Consider the following 16,470-nt stretch of genomic DNA (forward strand, 5'->3'; position numbering starts at 1 on the left):
CGCGGAGGAACACGAAATGAATTTGGGAAGGAGCTTTCAAAGTGAGTAAATGGAAAGTACTGGTTACAGATTATACCTATGATACACTGGCGCCAGAAAGGGACGTTCTCAAAACAGTGGATGCGGAGCTTATACCAGCGCAATGCCGCACGGAGGAAGATGTAATCGATGCGGCCCGGAAAGTTGATGGTATTATCAACCAATACGCCCCCCTATCAAAAGAGGTGATACAGAGCCTGAGTCGTTGTAAAATCATTTCCAGATACGGCGTGGGATTTGATACGATCGACGTGAACACGGCGACAAAACATGGAATTATGGTGAGCAACGTCACCGATTACTGCGCAGAGGAAGTCTCCAATCATGCCTTTGCCCTGCTGCTGGCATGTGCAAGAAAAATCGTCCAGCTCCATGAGTCTGTCAGAAACGGAAATTGGGATCCTAAGATTATGAAACCCGCCTACCGGATGAGCGGACAAAAGCTGGGACTCATTGGTTTTGGGAACATACCACAAATGTTAAGCAAAAAGGCACAGGCCTTTGGATTAGAAGTTATGGCTTACGACCCCTTTGCTTCTTTAAAAACTGCGGCATCCATGGGTGTTCATATGGTAGATCTGGACATCCTCTGCCGGGAATCAGACTTCATTTCTGTTCATCCTCCATTAAATGAAAAAACAAGGGGGATGTTAAGTGATGATCAATTTTCGTTAATGAAAACAAGCGCTTTTGTTATTAATACATCCCGGGGGCCGGTGATAGATGAAGCAGCATTGATCAGAGCCCTTCAGACCGAGGAAATCGCAGGTGCCGGGCTGGATGTGCTGGAAACAGAACCAATGATGCCTGATCATCCGCTGCGGGACATGGACAACGTTATTTTAACCCCGCACGCTGCGTATTACTCCACAGCGTCGGAATTAGAGTTAAAACAAAAAACCGCGCAAAATGTTGCAGACGTATTGTCCGGCAGGACCCCCTCCTACCTGGTCAACCAGGAGCTTAAACAATCCAATTGATAGGAGAAGTGAAATGGGCAAGCAGAACCACTATACCAAATTAACAACACAGCGGGACGTTGATAAAAAAAGGGCAGCTGAAAAATCCGTAGACTTTATGGAAGATGGCATGACCATCGGACTAGGATCTGGATCCACCGTATATTGGATGATGAAAAAATTAAAAGAGAAAATGAAACAAGGTCTTCATATAACCGGTGTGCCTTCTTCCACTCGCACCGAGAAATGGGCAGTAGAATGGCAGATTCCTCTTACAAATTTTCATGAAGTTCAAACGATTGATGTAGCGATTGATGGAGCTGATGAAATAGACGCCCATCTAAACCTGCTAAAGGGCGGCGGCGGTTCTCTCGTAAGAGAAAAAATTGTCATTCAGGCTTCCAAACAGGTTGTGATCATTGGAGAACAATCCAAGCTCGTCTCCCGTTTAGGCGCCGCCCCCCTTCCCGTCGAAGTACTTCCATTCGGCTGGGAGGCCGTGGCAGCCCATATTTCGGAACTGGGATGTATCCCTGATTTAAGAAAAAAGAATGGAGAAGTGTTCGTTTCCGACAACGGGAACTATATATTGGATTGTCCGTTTCACACCATTCATGACCCAAAAGCTCTCGATGACAAAATTAAAAATATCGCCGGCGTAGTCGATACCGGATTGTTTGTCCAGGCAGCAGATACTGCCATTATCGGAGAAAATAATGACGTTCAAATACTCCCATAACTACGGAGAAGAGGATCTTGGCAGGGTCCTCTTCTCTTTTTTGTCATGTAAACTCTATCTGAGGACACCCAGTACGTCATACGGGCGTTTGGATTATACATAAGCTCCGCCCCTCCCTTTTGTCTTTAATATTTCTCTATATTTCATTAGAAGTGACACATCCAACATTGATGTTCTTATATATGGAACCTTCGTAGAATTTTGTGGTATTTTACTTCATTTTAACCTTTGTTTTGCATAATAAGGGTAAATAGCAATTTTCGCATATATTTGGCAAAAGGGGAGGTCTCCAGGATGAGCGGACTCGAAAAATATCGAAGCAGAGTGGAAAAAGTAGTGCGACGTTTCTACCATACCACCGGTATTCCAATTGGTTTCTTTACGCAAGATGAATGGGTGTATCCCAAACAGGAATATCATCACCTGTTCCATTATCACAAAAAAAACATTCAGGCCTTGCTCCCTTCCGGCTTAAAGCCGGACGCAGAAGAAACCGTTGTGAAAGACCAAGAAGCCTGTTATTTATTTACGAGCGCTGAAGATGTCATCGAGGAAGGCTGTTTTGTGGCAGGTCCCTTTTTTTACGAGAAAACTCATGAAATCCAGGCTCCGGCAAAGCTTGCAGATTTATTTTCCCGGGAACCGTTCCGGTGCCTTCGATCCCTTCATGAAATTAAGATCCTGCTCCAGCAGTTAAAACAGGAACATTTTCATTTATCGGAAAAAGAACGGATGGAAGCCCTTCAGATCGAATACCAAAAGGAAGGAATGGCACATCATCCGTATGAACAGGAAAAGGCATTTCTGGAGGCAATGAAAGAGGGAAATCCTGCTGCGTTTGAATGGCTGGAGACGATTGAACAGAACTCAAATATTACCCTTGGCTCTTCCCACCCGCTCCGCCACTTGAAAAATAAATTAATTATGGCCTGTGCCATACTCTGCAGAGCTGCAATGGAAAATGGGACGGATCCGAATGAAGCAATGACCATGAGTGATTACTTTCTGCGTGAGATTGAGCGGAAACAGAGCGTCGAAGCGCTCGCCGGAATGGAAAAACAAATATACACCACTTTTTTTAATATGATGCAGCAGAAAGAAGCTTCCCACTACAGTGTGTTTGTATGGAAAATACGGGAACTGGTTAAAAGTAATGTAACGGAAGGGATCAACCTTGAATTCATTTCTGAATATGTGAACCGGACCCCCGGTTATATCTCTACCGTTTTCAAAAAAGAATGCGGTATCACCTTAAAGCAATTTATCGTTCAGGAGAAGATAAAAGAAGCGAAAAAATACTTACTGCACACAGATGACAATATATTAGATATTGCTGTCCAGTTTCACTTTAAGGACCAGACCTATTTCACGAAGGTATTCAAAAAATACACCGGACAAACTCCGCATCACTTCCGCCAGTACGGTCCCGTTTCCTAATACACACCCTGTGCCTGCCTCCTCCATAAAAGCCAGCCGGCTGCAGCGCACCCGGCAGGCCTGGGAGCTAAGAAAGCAGAGTCCCGAAAAAACCTTCCCGGAGCTCTATTTTTCTTAGGTCTTTCTTATCGATTTTTTATTTCGACAGTTTACGGGTGGTTTTTACAAATGCTGATATGGTATAAATACTTCATGACTTTATACTTATTTATCAGCAGAAAGGGACGTTAGGCTCATGATAAAGAGAACATGGAACAACCTTAATATTGGAAAAAAATTCGGGGCAGCTGTCACACTTACCATTGTACTATTTATTATTTCCACAGCCATTGTATCCATTCAGCTGAACAACGTAGAAGACCGGATTGATGCGATGGAACGCCGGGCCGAGCGGTCTGTTAATATCACAGATATGATCTCTCTGTTCCGCGCAAAAGACGCCCGCATCGCGGATTATATTGTTTCAGAAGACGATGCCCTCTTAGATGAATATGAAAACAGCCGTGAGGCATTTAACGAACTTCAGGAGACCATTGCTCCTAAAATGGAAACCGAGAAGCAGCAGGAATTGTTTGAACAAATCAAGAAAAAGAACCAGGAAGCCAACAACTATTTTCTTAATCAAATCGTCCCCGCTATAAAAGGCGGAAATGACCACGGGGTTCAGACTTTTAGAGATCGGACCATCGCGCTTCGCTCCGAAAGCAATGAGATGTTGAATCAACTCCGCGGCATTGTGGACGAAGACCGGGAGGCTGCCGTACAGGAGGCCAAAACACAGGCCGATTTTGCCTTCTGGATTTTAATAGGTTCCATTGTCGCTTCTGTCCTGTTAGGCGGACTTGTCGTTCTGTTGGTCAGCCGGCTCGTCAGCCGGAACTTGAAAAAAGTGGTCGATATCAGTAACAACGTGGCTGAAGGAAATCTGGCTGTCGAGACCTTGTCCTATCAAAGTAAGGATGAAATAGGGCAGATCGCAGCGGGAGTGGATACAATGGTAGAAGGGCTGCGGGAGACCGTTTATCAAATCCAGGACATCTCGGAACTGGTGAGCAGTCAAAGTGAAGAATTGACCCAGTCTTCCCAGGAAGTCAGTTCGGGAGCAGAACAAATTTCCTCCACCATGGAAGAGCTATCTTCCGGGGCCGAGGAACAAGCTGGGTCTTCCAATGAAATTTCTTCCATTATGACAGAGCTGAATGAACACATTAATGAATCCAATGAAGAAAGCCGGGAACTCGAGGAAGCTTCTAAAGAAGTCGGAGCAAAGTCGCAGGAAGGGAAAAATCAGATGGAGCAGTCCGTAAGCCAAATGAATCACATTACGACTCTCGTCCATGACACCTCTAAAAAAGTGAAGGGGCTGGAACACCGCTCCCAGGAGATATCCAAACTTATTGAAGTCATTGAGGATATCGCAGAACAAACGAATCTGCTGGCCTTAAACGCAGCCATCGAGGCAGCCAGAGCCGGCGAATCTGGAAAAGGGTTTGCCGTCGTGGCAGAGGAAGTCCGCAAGCTGGCCGAACAGGTCTCCAATTCCGTTTCTGATATTACCGGTATTATTCACGGTATCCAGACAGAAACCAATGCCGTCGTGCAGTCCCTTGAAACCGGGGCCGGTACCGTAGACGAAGGAAGCCGCCAGATTCAAGCAAGCCGTGAACACTTTGAAACAATTAATGAAGCCATCTCGGCCATGCAGGACCGCATTCAAACCGTTGCTTCCAATCTATCAAACGTTGCCTCTTACAGCGTCAAAGTAAGGGAATCCGGCAGTGAAATTGCTTCCACCTCCGAAGAAACATCCGCAGGTATCGAGCAAGTCTCCGCCACTGCCCAGCAGCAGACGTCGTCCATGCAGGAAGTCGCCGGCAGTGCAGAATCTCTTTCGAAGATGGCAGAAGAGCTAAATACCCTGACAAAAAAATTCCGGCTCTAGCAGAATATTAAAGTGCTTGCGGACACATAAGTCTGCAAGCACTTTTTGTTATTTCGATTTTTCTTCTGCCATATCCCCGAGCACCGGAAGTTTAAACCAATTTCCTTTGTAGGCCTGCCACATCAGCACCAGCCAAAGAATAAAACTCAACGGCGCAAGAAGCAGACTGAACACCCAGCCTATGACCGGTACGGCCGTAAGAATGACGTTTAAAACAAATAATACTACGAAGATAAATGTCGACTGCATCGCATGAAAACGCACAAAACGATTTTCTTTTTCCAGCACTAAAAAAATAACACCTGTAATGATTCCAAGCAAATAACATAACAAGCCTGCGACATTTTCATCGAGATCCATGGAGGTTTTGTTCTTGGTTTTCTGCGCGCCGTCTTCTGTTCTTTCCTCTTCCGTCATTATTTCATCCTCCTTCTCTAATATTATAAGGAATAAAAACACTACTTCTATTTTATAGAACGAAGGTTAAAATGAGGTTAAAAATCAAAAATAGTAAGAATTATAGCAATTTTTAAGGATTATTTTTGGATTTTCTGAAAAAAAGGCACTGCTTTTCACTGAGCTTCACTGAATGTCACTGACGATTCTAACCTCAGGTAATAGCCGGTCATCAACTTTGGAGCTGTAAAACGGCTGTGATAACATATCTCTCAGTTGAGCTAATACAGGCTGCGCCTATTCACAAAGGGCGCCAAAGGAGGATACAAGATGATTATTGATACAGATGTGCACGAACGAGTCTTATACGAAGAACTGCTTCCTTACCTGGAGCAGCCATGGAGAAGGTATATCGAAGACTGCCACTGGATTCAGGAAAAGCATATGCCTTATACCCAGCCTGCCGTAGCCGGTGTCGATCGGGCCGATGCTCGAATACCGGATGGACGCCCGGCAGGAACAGACCTTGCGTTTATGCAGGAACAGCTTCTCAACGCTAACAGTCATGAAAAAGCAATTTTAACAGGGGCCCTGGACCCCTCCCCATCTTCAATGCACGGCTGGTATGAAATGGCCACGGCGCTTGCCTCTGCCTATAACAACTGGCAGATCGATAAATGGCTTGATCAGGATGAACGTCTGTATGGCTCGATTCACATTGCCGCGCAGGAACCGCAGAACGCCGTGAAAGAAATTGAACGGGTCGGTTCCCACCCAAAAATGGTGCAGGTCCTTCTTCCGATTGATGACAAGTTATGGGGCGATCCCTATTATCACCCAATCTTTGAAGCAGCCCAAAAGCATAATCTCGCGATCGGTATGCACCATAACGAGCCCCCGCTCTACTATGGAAAATGGCCGAAATACTTTATCGAGTGGCACACGCTGATTCCGACATCGCATATGAATATGATAACGAACATGGTATTTAACGGTGTATTCGATAAATTCCCGAATCTAAAACTTATCATGATTGAAGGCGGCTTTACTTACGTCCCATTCTTAATGGGAAAAATGGATCAGCAATACACCGATCTCCGTCATGAAGTGCCCTGGGTCAAACGAATGCCAAGTGACATTGTACGGGAACAGATGCTGTTCACGACCCAGCCGCTGGAAAGCATGAAGAAAAAAGATTTCATGCAGATTGTCGATCAAATGGGATCGGAGGAGATTATTTCGTTTTCCACCGATTACCCGCACTGGGACTACGATTCCCCGGTCGAAGCCCTGCCGCCAAACCTGGACGGTGACTTTAAGAAAAAATTATTTACTGAAAATGCAAGAAAGTTTTATCCAAAATTTTAATAACAACAGGAGGTGCCTGACATGGAACAAGTTGTATGCCATACAGACGAACTCCAGCCCGGAGAAATGATGGAAAGTACGCTTGGAAAACATTCCATTGTTGTCTGCCGGGCCTCGGACGGCCATTATTATGCTTTTTTAAACCGCTGCATTCACCAGGGTGCCCCACTTTCAAAAGGGAAACTGTGCGGGGCCCCTGCCCCTACCGATAATATTGGGGAATATAACTTTGAAAAAGACGGCGACATCCTCCGCTGTCCCTGGCACGGCCGCGAATTTGATGTCAAAAACGAAGGCCGGATGCTCGTTAATGAAAAGTACAAGGTGAAAAATTTTCACGTAACAGTCGAAAATAATCAAGTAATTGTTTACAATTGAGGGTGGGTGATGTTATATGATTAATGAAGAAGAGCTTTACGATATAGCCATAATCGGCGCCGGGCCGACCGGCCTTTTCGCCGCATTCTACGCAGGTATGCGCGGAATGAGTGTTAAATTGATCGACAGCCTCCCTCAGGTAGGCGGGCAATTGTCCACTCTCTATCCGGAAAAATATATATATGATGTTGCCGGATTCCCGGCAGTCCGGGCTCAGAAACTCGTGGATGACCTAGCGGAACAGGCCTATGCGTTTGATCCGACGGTGGTGCTGGAAGAAACCGTCCAGGAAATTGATAAAGATCCGGATGGACGCTTCGAACTTTCCACCAACGAAAAAACTCATTATGCCAAAACAGTTGTGGTGACAGGCGGCATTGGCGCCTTTGAACCGCGCCGCCTGAAAATGGAGGAGGCTCGGGAATTTGAGGGTAAAAACCTTCATTATTTCGTTGACGATCTGCAGGCGTTCTCCGGGCATAACGTCCTCATCTCCGGGGGCGGAGATTCCGCCCTCGACTGGGCATTGATGCTAGAGCCGATCGCGAAAAACGTCACGATCGTCCACCGGCGGGAAAAGTTCCGTGCCCATGAACACAGCGTGGAGCAGCTTTTCCAGTCCGGCATGACGGTGAAAACCCCGACCGAAATTTCCAGGTTTGAAAGCGAGGACGGAAAAATCAAGCGGGCCGTGCTGAAAAACGTCAGCAGCGAAGAAGAAGAAGGATTGGACGTTGATTCCGTTATCGTCAATCACGGATTTATTTCTTCAATCGGTCCAATTAAAGAATGGGGCCTTGACATTCAAAAGAATTCGATTGTCGTGAACTCCCGGATGGAAACGAACATCGAAGGACTGTATGCGGCCGGCGACATCTGCACGTATGATGGAAAAGTGAAATTAATTGCAACTGGATTTGGTGAGGCTCCGATTGCAGTGAACAATGCGAAACATCTTATCGATCCAAAAGCAAAAGTACAACCGCAGCACAGCACAAGCTTATTTTCTTGATGGGGACAGGCGGACACAGGATCCGCTGCCTCCGTTTTCATTTCGGCAACAGGCGTACTTACCCAGGGCCTCAGGGGACTGTCTCCATAGACAGTCCCCTTTTCTACGTTTAGTAGATAAAATAAATTGGAACAAAAGCCTCGACAGGACGCATTTTAAATGTGATATTTTAGCTGCACTTGCTTTATTCCATAGCACTTTTGTGTCTCGTAAAAGGTATTTTCATTTGCAATCGGGAACGCTTATCTAAAGCAGCATTGGAGGCCGCTGCCTACCAGGTCTACGTTCTTATTATCCTCCAAACCAGTTATTGAACCCATTAGCAGGAAGAAAAGGAAAAGCAGCCTCCTCCGCCAAGTTTTTGAGAACACGATCGCAAAGCATGAGTTACCTGCTTTTCTCCAACCCTCCCCTGACTCCCATTAGCACAAAATATCTCCGTTTTACTGTCCTCCAGCAGCCCTCTGAAGAATCTATCGCGACAGACTGTTCAAATAGGTGCTTCCCAGTATGCCCCAGACATTTTAGCCGTTGGGCATTTTTGGGGGCCGGCTTCTCAGCGCCCGGGCGCTTGGGTCCGGAAACGTCGCGGCTTCACAGGGCGTTTGTGGTCTTCTAAAAATCCTTACCCGCGTGCCTTGTCGAACTCTCTCAGCACTGCTTCTTCAGGTTCTGCCGTTCCCAGACTGACAAGAATAACAGCAAAGCCGCCCAAAAGAAATCCAGGAACGAGTTCATACAAGTCAAAAATCCCCCCGCTCGGAAGTGCCCATAATATCACAGTCAAGCCCCCTGTAACCATTCCAGCCAGGGCTCCCCATTTGCTGGTGCGCCGCCAAAACAAGGAAAGGAGAAGCACCGGTCCGAAAACAGCCCCAAATCCGGCCCAGGCATATTCCACCAGCTCCAGCACCGTACTTTCCGGATTATATGCCAATAACGTCGCGATAAGTGCAATAAGAAGAACACCAAAGCGTCCGACCCAGACGAGTTCTTTATCACTTGCATTCGGCTTCAGCATTCCTTTGTAAAAATCTTCGGCCAATGCACTGGAGGAGACCAGCAGCTGGGAATCGATCGTACTCATGATCGCAGCCAGAATCGCCGCCAGCAAAAACCCTGCCACCCAGGGGTTAAATAACACTTGAGTAAATACGATAAATACCGTTTCCTGCGCTCCATCAGCCAGAGGGGCACCCCCTGCTTCCCCTGCAAAATACGCAATCCCGACAAACCCAGTGAAGATCGCGCCAAATAAAGAAAGCACCATCCAGGTCATACCTACAAAACGGGCTTTAGGTATTTCTTCTTCCGATCGGATCGCCATAAAACGGGATATAATATGGGGCTGGCCAAAATAACCAAGACCCCAGGCCAATAGCGAAATAATGCTTATGGCAGAAGTTCCGGCAAAGACGTTCAGATAAGAAGCATCCACTTCCGCCGTGGTTTGGATCATTTCCGTCCAGCCGCCCATTTCCTGAACCGCTGCGATGGGGACAATAATAAGCGCGAGAAACATTAGAATGCCCTGAAAAAAATCGGTCCAGCTGACAGCCAGAAATCCTCCCAGAAAGGTATAAATAATAATAACCGATACTCCAATCCAAAGCGCGGTCGTATATTCCCAGCCAAAAGATTGCTGAAACAACGTAGCTCCCCCTACCAGCCCGGAAGAAGTATAAAAGGCAAAAAAGAGCAATATAAAGACAGCGGAGACCATACGAAGTATTTTCGACTGATCGCGAAATCGATTTTCGAGAAAATCAGGAATAGTAATGGAGTCCTTTGCCACTTTCGTATAGCGGCGCAGCCGGAGTGCTAAAAACTGCCAATTCAAATAGGCGCCGGCTGCCAGTCCGATCGGGAGCCAAATCTCACTCATTCCCCCGATGTACATGGCACCAGGCAGCCCAAGTATCAGCCAGCTGCTCATATCCGAGGCGCCGGCACTTAATGCCGCAATACTTCCTCCTAATTTCCGTCCGCCTAGAACATAATCCGAAAGATCGCTCGTTAACCTGTAAAAAATAATACCGATCCCAAACATACCTGCCAAATAAACGATAAAAGTTAAAATCGTTGCGCCATCCATGCGTTACGCCCCTTTCTTTTTTTTGAACTGGCTTACATAGGAAATAAAAGACGAGATAATTAAAAGCGGCATCGGTACAAGGAGCCAAAACCATGTGGCTCCGGTCAGAGCTGTTTCCATCCGTTCTCCTCCTTTCCTCTCTGCCTATTTAATTGCAAGAAAAGTGCCAACATTCAAGATTCTATTCAAGCCGTATTATCTAAGATTTGACGAAAATACCATCAGGAAGGTGCAAAATTTTGCACCGCTTTTACTACTTTTCCGGCTTCTTTAAGATTATGATAGGATATATAAAACAAGACTAAGATGGAGAAAGGAGCATCGTTATGACACCGGAGGCTTCTTTAACTGCACAGGAAAAACAGGATATCTTCCGAACCATTATGAATCGGCTCGATGAAGGAGTGCGGATCATTGATGTGGAGGAAAGGCTGCTTTTATACAATGAAAAAATGCGGAAGATTGAATCCATGAGCTATGAGGATTTTGATAACAAAGGAATGATGGAAGCCTTCCAGTTTCAGGATGAACGGGACAGCCGGCTTCTTCAGGCTATTAAACACGGAAAATCAACCAGGCATCAAAAACAGCATTATTACAACTACCGCGGCAAAGAAATCATGACCATGAATGAGACCTTTCCGATTTACTCCAACAACCATATTGTGGCAGCGGCTGAAATTGCAAAAGATATCACCCGGGAAGTGAAACTCGTCCGGGAGAACCAAAAAAAGGCTGATTCGTCCCTTTTCACCTTCCAGCAGATTATCGGACGTTCTCATAAAATCAAAACCGTTATCGAAGAAGCCCGGCGCGCAACCCGTACGGCATCTTCTGTATTAATCACCGGAGAAACAGGAACGGGTAAAGAATTATTCGCCCAAAGTATCCACAGTGAAAGCGAACGGGCCAATGCCCCGTTTATCTCTCAAAATTGTGCTGCTCTGCCGGAGACACTGATCGAAGGCATTTTATTCGGAACGGTAAAGGGAGCGTTTACCGGCGCCACAGACCGGGCCGGTTTATTTGAAGAAGCCGGCGGCGGCACGCTGCTGCTGGATGAAATCAACTCCCTTGCGCCCTCTCTTCAAGCGAAACTGCTGCGAGTCCTGCAGGAGAAAAAAGTCACCCGGATTGGTGATCATAAAGCCCGTCCAGTGAATGTTCGTGTCATCACAACCATGAATGAGGATCCCTATAAAGCGATGGAAGAAGGACGTCTCCGCGAAGATTTGTATTACCGGTTGAGCGTCGTTTCCTTGCTCATTCCCCCGCTGCGTGAACGAATGACAGACGTAGAGCCATTAACCGAAACCTTCATTTCTAAATACAATCATAGGTTTCAAATGCAGGTGGACGCTGTGGCCGACGATGTACTGGAAGGTTTTAATTCTTACAGCTGGCCCGGGAATATCCGCGAACTCGAGCACGTCATTGAAGGAGCGATGAACCTTATTATTGGAGAGAACATTTTACAAACAGCTCATCTTCCTTCCCATTTCAGAAATAAAATCGATTCGAAAGCCAACACCCCCGTTTCCCGAACAGAAAAGCAGCCCCCAAAAAAGCTCCGGGAACAGCTGCTTGCTACAGAATATGAACTGATCACGCAGGCTCTCACCCATACACAGGGTAACCTCGTGCAGGCGGCCAGGGAACTTGGCATCAGCCGGCAGAGTTTGCAGTACCGTATGAAAAAATTAGAACTAGGCCGTTTTCCTTTTCTGGATACACCATGAATTTTTCTGCAAATTATAAATTGGCATAACTTTTGCATAAATAGAGGGTATATTCAGAATAAAGGAGAGGATCGATATGGTCACAGCTTATAGACATGAACCCTTTACGGATTTCACCCTCGAAGAAAACCAGCGCGCCTATGACGAAGCACTGGCTTATGTAAAAAAACAGCTCGGAAAAGAATATCCCTTGATTATAAATGGGCGGCCGGTGACAACAGAGAGGAAAATCACATCTATCAACCCAGCCAATACAACAGAAGTCATCGGTACAGTATCCAAAGCGGAGGAATCACAGGCTGAAGCTGCGATGCAGGCCGCCCGCGAAGCGTTTAAAACCTGGAGCAAATGGGATCCTGCTGCCCGGGCCAATGTTCTTCTCCGCGCCGCCGCCCTCATCCGGCGCCGTAAGCATGAATTTTCCGCATGGATGACGTATGAAATCGGCAAAACGAGAAAAGAAGCAGACGCCGACACTGCCGAGGGAATTGATTTTCTCGAATATTATGCACGTCAGATGATCGAGCTGAAACCCGGCATCCCGGTAAACAGCCGTGATATGGAAAACAATGAATTTCACTATTTTCCTCTTGGACCGGGTCTGACGGTATCGCCATGGAACCTGCCATTTGCTATTATGACGGGAACGACCGTCGGCCCGATGGTGGCCGGCAATACAGTGATGCTGAAACCTGCCAGCAATACCCCGGTCATTGCCTATAAGCTGATGGAGGTCTTAATGGAAGCCGGTATGCCCGACGGGGTGGTGAATTATATTCCTGGGAGCGGCTCGGCAATCGGGGATTATCTCGTCGATCATCCCCATACCCACTGGATTAATTTCACCGGCTCCAAAGAGGTGGGCACCCGTATTTATGAACGGGCGGCCAAAATCCAGCCCGGCCAGCAGCACTTGAAACGCACCGCGATAGAAATGGGCGGCAAGGATACCATTATTGTGGATAATGATGCGGATTTAGATCTTGCCGCGGCATCCATTTTGTATTCGGCCTACGGCTTTTCCGGGCAAAAATGCTCTGCCTGCTCGCGCGCCATCGTGCACGAGGATGTATATGAGGATGTGTTGGAAAAGACACGGAAACTCGCGTCCGAAGCGGTCACCGGTGATCCGGTTCAGCGGGAAACGTACATGGGACCGGTCAAAGACCAGGAAGCTTACGATAAAATTATGGAATATATAGAAATCGGGAAAAAAGAAGCCCGCCTCGTCATCGGGGGCGATGGAGATAACAGCACCGGTTTCTTCATAAAGCCGACCATTTTTGCCGAAGCATCCCCCGACGCCCGCATCATGCAGGAAGAAATATTTGGCCCAGTGGTGGCCTTCTGCCAAGCCCGAGATTTTGATGAGCTGATTGAGATTGCCAATAACACGGAATACGGATTAACCGGAGCCGTCATTTCCAATAACCGGGCTCACCTCGAGCAGGCACGCACAGACTTTCATGTGGGCAATTTATATTTCAACCGCGGCTGCACGGCAGCTATTGTCGGATACCAGCCGTTTGGCGGGTTTAAGATGTCCGGTACCGATGCCAAAGCCGGCGGCCCAGATTACCTCCTCCACTTTATGCAGCCTAAAACAGTGACAGATCAGTTCTAAGGTTGAATCGGTAAAACGCTTCAATAGAAGAGGAGGGAGATTCTGTGAATATGTCACGCAGCTTTTTTCTATTTCTTTCGAAAAACAAAGCATTGAACAAAAGCGCCAAGAAATGGGGACTGCGTCTTGGTGCCTCCAAAGTGGTAGCCGGCGTGACGATCGATGAAGCGATTACTTCGATTCAACGGCTGAACGAACTAGGATTAAAAGCAACCATCGACCATCTCGGCGAATTTGTGACTGAACGGGAAGAAGCGGAAAACGCAGCCAGTGCGTGCCTGGACATTTTAGAAGCGATCGAGCGCAATCACGTCGATGCCCATATTTCCGTCAAATTAACGAAGCTGGGGCTGGATATCAGCCGGGAAATGTGCCTGGAGCATCTATATCGTATTCTGGACACCGCCCGTCAGCACGGAAATTTCATCAATATTGATATGGAAGATTACGCCCATTACCACGAAACGATCGACCTCGTCCTCGAGCTTCGGAAAACTTACGATAATGTAGGAACCGTGATGCAGTCGTATGTACGGAGCGGCCTCGAAGATATCGAAAGATTGAAAGGAATCCCGCTTCGAATCGTAAAGGGAGCTTACCAGGAAGACAGCGCGGCGGTGTATCAGGACAAAGAAACGATTGATGAGGTATTTTTGGAAATGGTGAAAAACCATTTGAAAAGCGGAAGCTATACCGCTGTGGCTACGCATGACGACAGCCTTATTAGAGCTATTCAAACGTTTGTTCAAGACCACAACGTCCCCCGGGACCAATTTGAATTCCAAATGCTGTATGGCTTCCGGCACGAACTGCAGCTGTCTCTCGCCGAACAGGGGTGGCCCTTCCGCACCTACGTCCCCTTTGGCCAGGACTGGTATGGCTATTTTATGCGCCGCCTTGCCGAACGGCCGCAAAACGTTACCTTCGCCCTCCGCGGCATGCTGTCCAAGTGACAATAATAAATGAACCCGGGACAAGGCAGAAATGGCTTCAGACAATGAAAAAATTCTCCGGCATAAGGAGTAAATGCTCCAGGACAAGAAGAAAACGGCCGGCGTAATTAGAAAATTCTTTTTAGCAGCAAATTAAATACTCTGAGACAAGATATAATAAAAAAGGTGCCAATCATCGAAAAACGATGATTAGCACCTTTTTAATAGTTGAGGCTAGTTATGCCATTCCCTATCATCAAAACAGCAATAGCCCACCGCTAATTCGGTGATGTAGACCACCATAAAAGGTAATCGCCAACAATAAAGTGCTGATGGACATTCCGATAAGCCCAATCAGAATAACAAATTGCACCCTATGGTTTGAAAATTTATCCTATAATTTAGGATAAATCTATTTGATGGTTTCTGAACTGTTAGTAGGAACTGAACAGTGGCAAAAAAGTAAAAGTACCGTCTTTGACGTATGGTTAAATTACAAATGTAAGTCACCAAGAAGAGCGCGGTAGGAGAACGAGTGGAAATCTGTATTGAATAAACTATTGTATGATTAGGAGTGTGACTGATGAAAAAACATATTCTCTTTCTTCTTTTGTTTATTCTAAGTGCTTGTCAAAACTCAGATAAAGCAGAAGTTGATCAAATCGTTACTGAAATAAAGATGGAAGACTTACCAATTGAAACAGTTGAAATAAATGAAGAAACAGAAACGGTTTTTAATTCATCACTACATGGGGTTGAACCATATCGCTTTAAAATTAGAAACAACTCTTTGTATGTTTTTCTTTTTTCATCTAAAAGGGAACGTGAAGAAGGTTACAGAGAATTCTTGGATATTATAGCGAATATGAATTTGGTATCTTATGAAACTTTTCAACAAGATGGCATATTATTGTTTTTAGTATTCGATAAATCAAAAAATGAAGAATTAATACGAAAAATTAATTCTGCAATTGATCGGTTATAAATATATATAAAATTCAAAAATAAAAATGGAAATTGTTTTATTTTTCCTTTATTATTGAATGATAAAATAGAAAAGGCATAGATGATAAATTAGTAATGTATCTAAAGAAACGGGTTTTCTTTTGTATTTCACATTGAATTCCTCATGTAACGCTCTGTATCCATAAAAAATCACATGTGAATTATATAAAGCATCACATGTGATTCAAAAATGGCTTTTCTCATTATTGCAGCTGTTTTATAAATTCGCGCATGATCGCGGGGAGATCAGGCCAGGCATGGCCGGAGACAAGGTTGCCGTCGACGTAATCCATTTCATTGATGTATTCGGCGCCGATGCTTTCGACTTCAGGCTTGCAGGCGGTATAAGCTGTCAGCTTCCGTCCTTTCACCTTCTCCGCAATCGGAGTCAGCACCAGACTGCCATGGCACATGATCGCGATTGGCTTGTTTTCATCAAAAAAGTGGACGACGATATCAAGCAGGTTCTGATCCATCCGGATATGTTCCGGCGCTCGTCCGCCTGGGATAATCAACCCATCATAGTCCGCTGCGTTCACGTCCGCAAATGTCGTATTCGCATCAATGCCATATCCACGCTTTTCCGTGTACGTTTCCCAGTCTTCGAAATCATGAATGACCGTATTCAGCTTTTTTTGATGAGGGGCAGCAATGTCTGTTTCAAAGCCTTCTTCCAGGCAGCGGAAGTACGGATAATACACTTCCAGCGCCTCCACTGCATCTCCTGTGACAATAAGAATTTTTTTCGATTCTGCCATACCAATCCCTCCTTTTTGAATAGTATACCATTTATTGGAGCAAACGT

14 protein-coding genes are annotated in these 16,470 nt (G+C 46.0%); 11 read left to right on the plus strand and 3 right to left on the minus strand.

Features of this window, described 5'->3' with window-relative positions; translation table 11 throughout:
* Nucleotides 1-41 precede the first annotated feature (41 nt).
* The 4 genes from G475_RS0101220 to G475_RS0101235 all read left to right on the plus strand — a co-directional run bounded on the left by G475_RS0101220 (nt 42) and on the right by G475_RS0101235 (nt 5,116).
* Entirely contained in the window at nt 42-1,019 is a 978-nt protein-coding gene (locus G475_RS0101220; protein WP_026699701.1) for a C-terminal binding protein, read from the plus strand.
* Nucleotides 1,020-1,032: 13 nt separating this feature from the next.
* A complete protein-coding gene (rpiA, locus tag G475_RS0101225) occupies nt 1,033-1,737 on the plus strand; it encodes a ribose-5-phosphate isomerase RpiA (protein WP_026699702.1) in 705 nt (234 codons plus the stop codon).
* Nucleotides 1,738-2,031: 294 nt separating this feature from the next.
* Complete coding sequence (locus tag G475_RS0101230) at nt 2,032-3,174, plus strand: helix-turn-helix domain-containing protein (protein ID WP_026699703.1); 1,143 nt, start codon at nt 2,032-2,034, stop codon at nt 3,172-3,174.
* A 235-nt stretch (nt 3,175-3,409) separates the two neighbouring features.
* Entirely contained in the window at nt 3,410-5,116 is a 1,707-nt protein-coding gene (locus tag G475_RS0101235) for a methyl-accepting chemotaxis protein (RefSeq protein ID WP_026699704.1), read from the plus strand.
* Between the two features lie 48 nt (nt 5,117-5,164).
* Here the strand turns inward: G475_RS0101235 and G475_RS0101240 are convergent, their stop codons facing one another.
* Entirely contained in the window at nt 5,165-5,533 is a 369-nt protein-coding gene (locus G475_RS0101240; RefSeq protein ID WP_026699705.1) for a DUF4870 domain-containing protein, read from the minus strand.
* Nucleotides 5,534-5,842: 309 nt separating this feature from the next.
* Between G475_RS0101240 and G475_RS0101245 the strand changes: the two genes are divergently transcribed.
* The 3 genes from G475_RS0101245 to G475_RS0101255 are packed head-to-tail and all read left to right on the plus strand — an operon-like array spanning nt 5,843 to nt 8,270.
* Nucleotides 5,843-6,880 carry an amidohydrolase family protein gene (locus G475_RS0101245; protein WP_026699706.1) on the plus strand — a complete coding sequence of 346 codons (1,038 nt, stop codon included), beginning with the start codon at nt 5,843-5,845 and terminating at the stop codon, nt 6,878-6,880.
* A 21-nt stretch (nt 6,881-6,901) separates the two neighbouring features.
* Nucleotides 6,902-7,258 (plus strand): Rieske (2Fe-2S) protein, encoded by a 357-nt coding sequence (locus G475_RS0101250; protein WP_026699707.1) that lies wholly within the window; start codon nt 6,902-6,904, stop codon nt 7,256-7,258.
* Nucleotides 7,259-7,274: 16 nt separating this feature from the next.
* On the plus strand, nt 7,275-8,270 hold the full coding sequence (locus G475_RS0101255; RefSeq protein ID WP_026699708.1) for an NAD(P)/FAD-dependent oxidoreductase: 996 nt from the start codon (nt 7,275-7,277) through the stop codon (nt 8,268-8,270).
* A 625-nt stretch (nt 8,271-8,895) separates the two neighbouring features.
* Here the strand turns inward: G475_RS0101255 and putP are convergent.
* A complete protein-coding gene (gene putP, locus G475_RS0101260; protein ID WP_026699709.1) occupies nt 8,896-10,365 on the minus strand; it encodes a sodium/proline symporter PutP in 1,470 nt (489 codons plus the stop codon).
* 326 nt (nt 10,366-10,691) lie between these two features.
* Here putP and G475_RS0101270 point away from each other — a divergent pair, with 326 nt between their 5' ends.
* The 4 genes from G475_RS0101270 to G475_RS0101285 all read left to right on the plus strand — a co-directional run bounded on the left by G475_RS0101270 (nt 10,692) and on the right by G475_RS0101285 (nt 15,645).
* Nucleotides 10,692-12,104 (plus strand): sigma-54 interaction domain-containing protein, encoded by a 1,413-nt coding sequence (locus tag G475_RS0101270; protein WP_026699710.1) that lies wholly within the window; start codon nt 10,692-10,694, stop codon nt 12,102-12,104.
* Between the two features lie 76 nt (nt 12,105-12,180).
* Complete coding sequence (gene pruA / locus G475_RS0101275) at nt 12,181-13,728, plus strand: L-glutamate gamma-semialdehyde dehydrogenase (RefSeq protein WP_026699711.1); 1,548 nt, start codon at nt 12,181-12,183, stop codon at nt 13,726-13,728.
* Nucleotides 13,729-13,778: 50 nt separating this feature from the next.
* The gene (locus tag G475_RS0101280) at nt 13,779-14,681 is read left to right on the plus strand and encodes a proline dehydrogenase family protein (protein ID WP_035709899.1); all 903 of its coding nucleotides are present in this window, start codon (nt 13,779-13,781) and stop codon (nt 14,679-14,681) included.
* Between the two features lie 562 nt (nt 14,682-15,243).
* A complete protein-coding gene (locus G475_RS0101285) occupies nt 15,244-15,645 on the plus strand; it encodes a hypothetical protein (protein ID WP_026699713.1) in 402 nt (133 codons plus the stop codon).
* Between the two features lie 223 nt (nt 15,646-15,868).
* Here G475_RS0101285 and G475_RS0101290 read toward each other — a convergent pair whose 3' ends face one another.
* Nucleotides 15,869-16,423: a DJ-1/PfpI family protein gene (locus tag G475_RS0101290; protein WP_035709752.1), complete on the minus strand. Its 555-nt coding sequence runs from the start codon at nt 16,421-16,423 to the stop codon at nt 15,869-15,871.
* Between the last annotated feature and the right edge of the window lie 47 nt (nt 16,424-16,470).

The sequence above is a fragment of the Salibacterium aidingense DSM 18341 genome, assembly GCF_000429685.1.
In the GTDB taxonomy this organism is placed as follows: Bacteria; Bacillota; Bacilli; order Bacillales; family Marinococcaceae; genus Salibacterium; species Salibacterium aidingense.

What these genes read in the sequence shown, in the direction of transcription:
- G475_RS0101255 (WP_026699708.1), top strand. Translation starts at nt 7,275, where the DNA reads ATGATTAATGAAGAAGAGCTTTACGATATAGCCATAATCGGCGCCGGG.
- G475_RS0101290 (WP_035709752.1), bottom strand. Translation starts at nt 16,423, where the DNA reads ATGGCAGAATCGAAAAAAATTCTTATTGTCACAGGAGATGCAGTGGAG.
- pruA (WP_026699711.1), top strand. Translation starts at nt 12,181, where the DNA reads ATGGTCACAGCTTATAGACATGAACCCTTTACGGATTTCACCCTCGAA.
- G475_RS0101240 (WP_026699705.1), bottom strand. Translation starts at nt 5,533, where the DNA reads ATGACGGAAGAGGAAAGAACAGAAGACGGCGCGCAGAAAACCAAGAAC.
- G475_RS0101285 (WP_026699713.1), top strand. Translation starts at nt 15,244, where the DNA reads ATGAAAAAACATATTCTCTTTCTTCTTTTGTTTATTCTAAGTGCTTGT.
- G475_RS0101280 (WP_035709899.1), top strand. Translation starts at nt 13,779, where the DNA reads ATGTCACGCAGCTTTTTTCTATTTCTTTCGAAAAACAAAGCATTGAAC.
- G475_RS0101250 (WP_026699707.1), top strand. Translation starts at nt 6,902, where the DNA reads ATGGAACAAGTTGTATGCCATACAGACGAACTCCAGCCCGGAGAAATG.
- G475_RS0101230 (WP_026699703.1), top strand. Translation starts at nt 2,032, where the DNA reads ATGAGCGGACTCGAAAAATATCGAAGCAGAGTGGAAAAAGTAGTGCGA.
- G475_RS0101245 (WP_026699706.1), top strand. Translation starts at nt 5,843, where the DNA reads ATGATTATTGATACAGATGTGCACGAACGAGTCTTATACGAAGAACTG.
- putP (WP_026699709.1), bottom strand. Translation starts at nt 10,365, where the DNA reads ATGGATGGCGCAACGATTTTAACTTTTATCGTTTATTTGGCAGGTATG.
- G475_RS0101270 (WP_026699710.1), top strand. Translation starts at nt 10,692, where the DNA reads ATGACACCGGAGGCTTCTTTAACTGCACAGGAAAAACAGGATATCTTC.
- G475_RS0101235 (WP_026699704.1), top strand. Translation starts at nt 3,410, where the DNA reads ATGATAAAGAGAACATGGAACAACCTTAATATTGGAAAAAAATTCGGG.
- rpiA (WP_026699702.1), top strand. Translation starts at nt 1,033, where the DNA reads ATGGGCAAGCAGAACCACTATACCAAATTAACAACACAGCGGGACGTT.